This window comes from Campylobacter coli LMG 9860 (genome assembly GCF_000254135.1).
Taxonomy (GTDB): Bacteria; Campylobacterota; Campylobacteria; order Campylobacterales; family Campylobacteraceae; genus Campylobacter_D; species Campylobacter_D coli.
Genome location: NZ_AINS01000090.1, coordinates 1 through 236 on the forward strand (window position 1 = coordinate 1; position 236 = coordinate 236).

Consider the following 236-nt stretch of genomic DNA (forward strand, 5'->3'; position numbering starts at 1 on the left):
CCACCTTCGGTGCAGTTGTAGGTGGTTGAAACAATATTTTTCGAAATGGTATTTTGTAAAGAAAATCTAAACATAGTCCAAATTTCAGAGCTTTCAACTTTTCCGTTGCCTCCATAAGCTAAACATTGAAATTTACCCTTATCTCTTCGAAAATGTCCTTCATGTTTATCAAGATTTTTATAATCTTTAGTATGGGAAAATCCATCTTTTGCATAAGCTAAATCCTGTCCTATAAA

1 pseudogene is annotated in these 236 nt (G+C 32.6%); it reads right to left on the reverse strand.

Going from position 1 to position 236, the window contains the following annotated elements:
• Positions 1–236: pseudogene (locus CCO88_RS10505) on the reverse strand (motility associated factor glycosyltransferase family protein); the annotation flags it as partial.